This is a genomic window from Algibacter sp. TI.3.09 (assembly GCF_038154905.1).
Classification (GTDB): Bacteria; Bacteroidota; Bacteroidia; order Flavobacteriales; family Flavobacteriaceae; genus Algibacter.
The window spans coordinates 1-289 of the sequence record NZ_JBAKAN010000063.1; the positions used below are offsets into that span (position 1 = coordinate 1).

The 289-nt window shown below is 41.9% G+C and carries 1 pseudogene; it reads left to right on the forward strand.

Annotated elements, in window-relative coordinates:
- A pseudogene (locus V6246_RS18330) lies at positions 1 to 289 on the forward strand (glycoside hydrolase family 130 protein); the annotation flags it as partial.

The following is a 289-nucleotide window of genomic DNA, read 5'->3' on the forward strand; positions in this document are numbered from 1 at the left end:
TCCAGATATGAAATATTGGGGCGAAGATCGCTGTGTTATGAAGGCCACAAACTTTGAAGATAGCGCATGGCAATGCACAAAAATTGGTGCTGGTCCAATCCCTATTTTAACCGATGAAGGTTGGCTTATGCTTTACCACGGTGTTATAAATACCTGTAACGGCTTTTAGATATGCTATGGGTTCTGCGCTTTTAGAAGAAGACGCTCCAGACCAAGTTAAATACAGAACACAACCTTATTTATTAGGTCCTGCCGAAATTTACGAGCAAGTGGGCGATGTACCAAATGT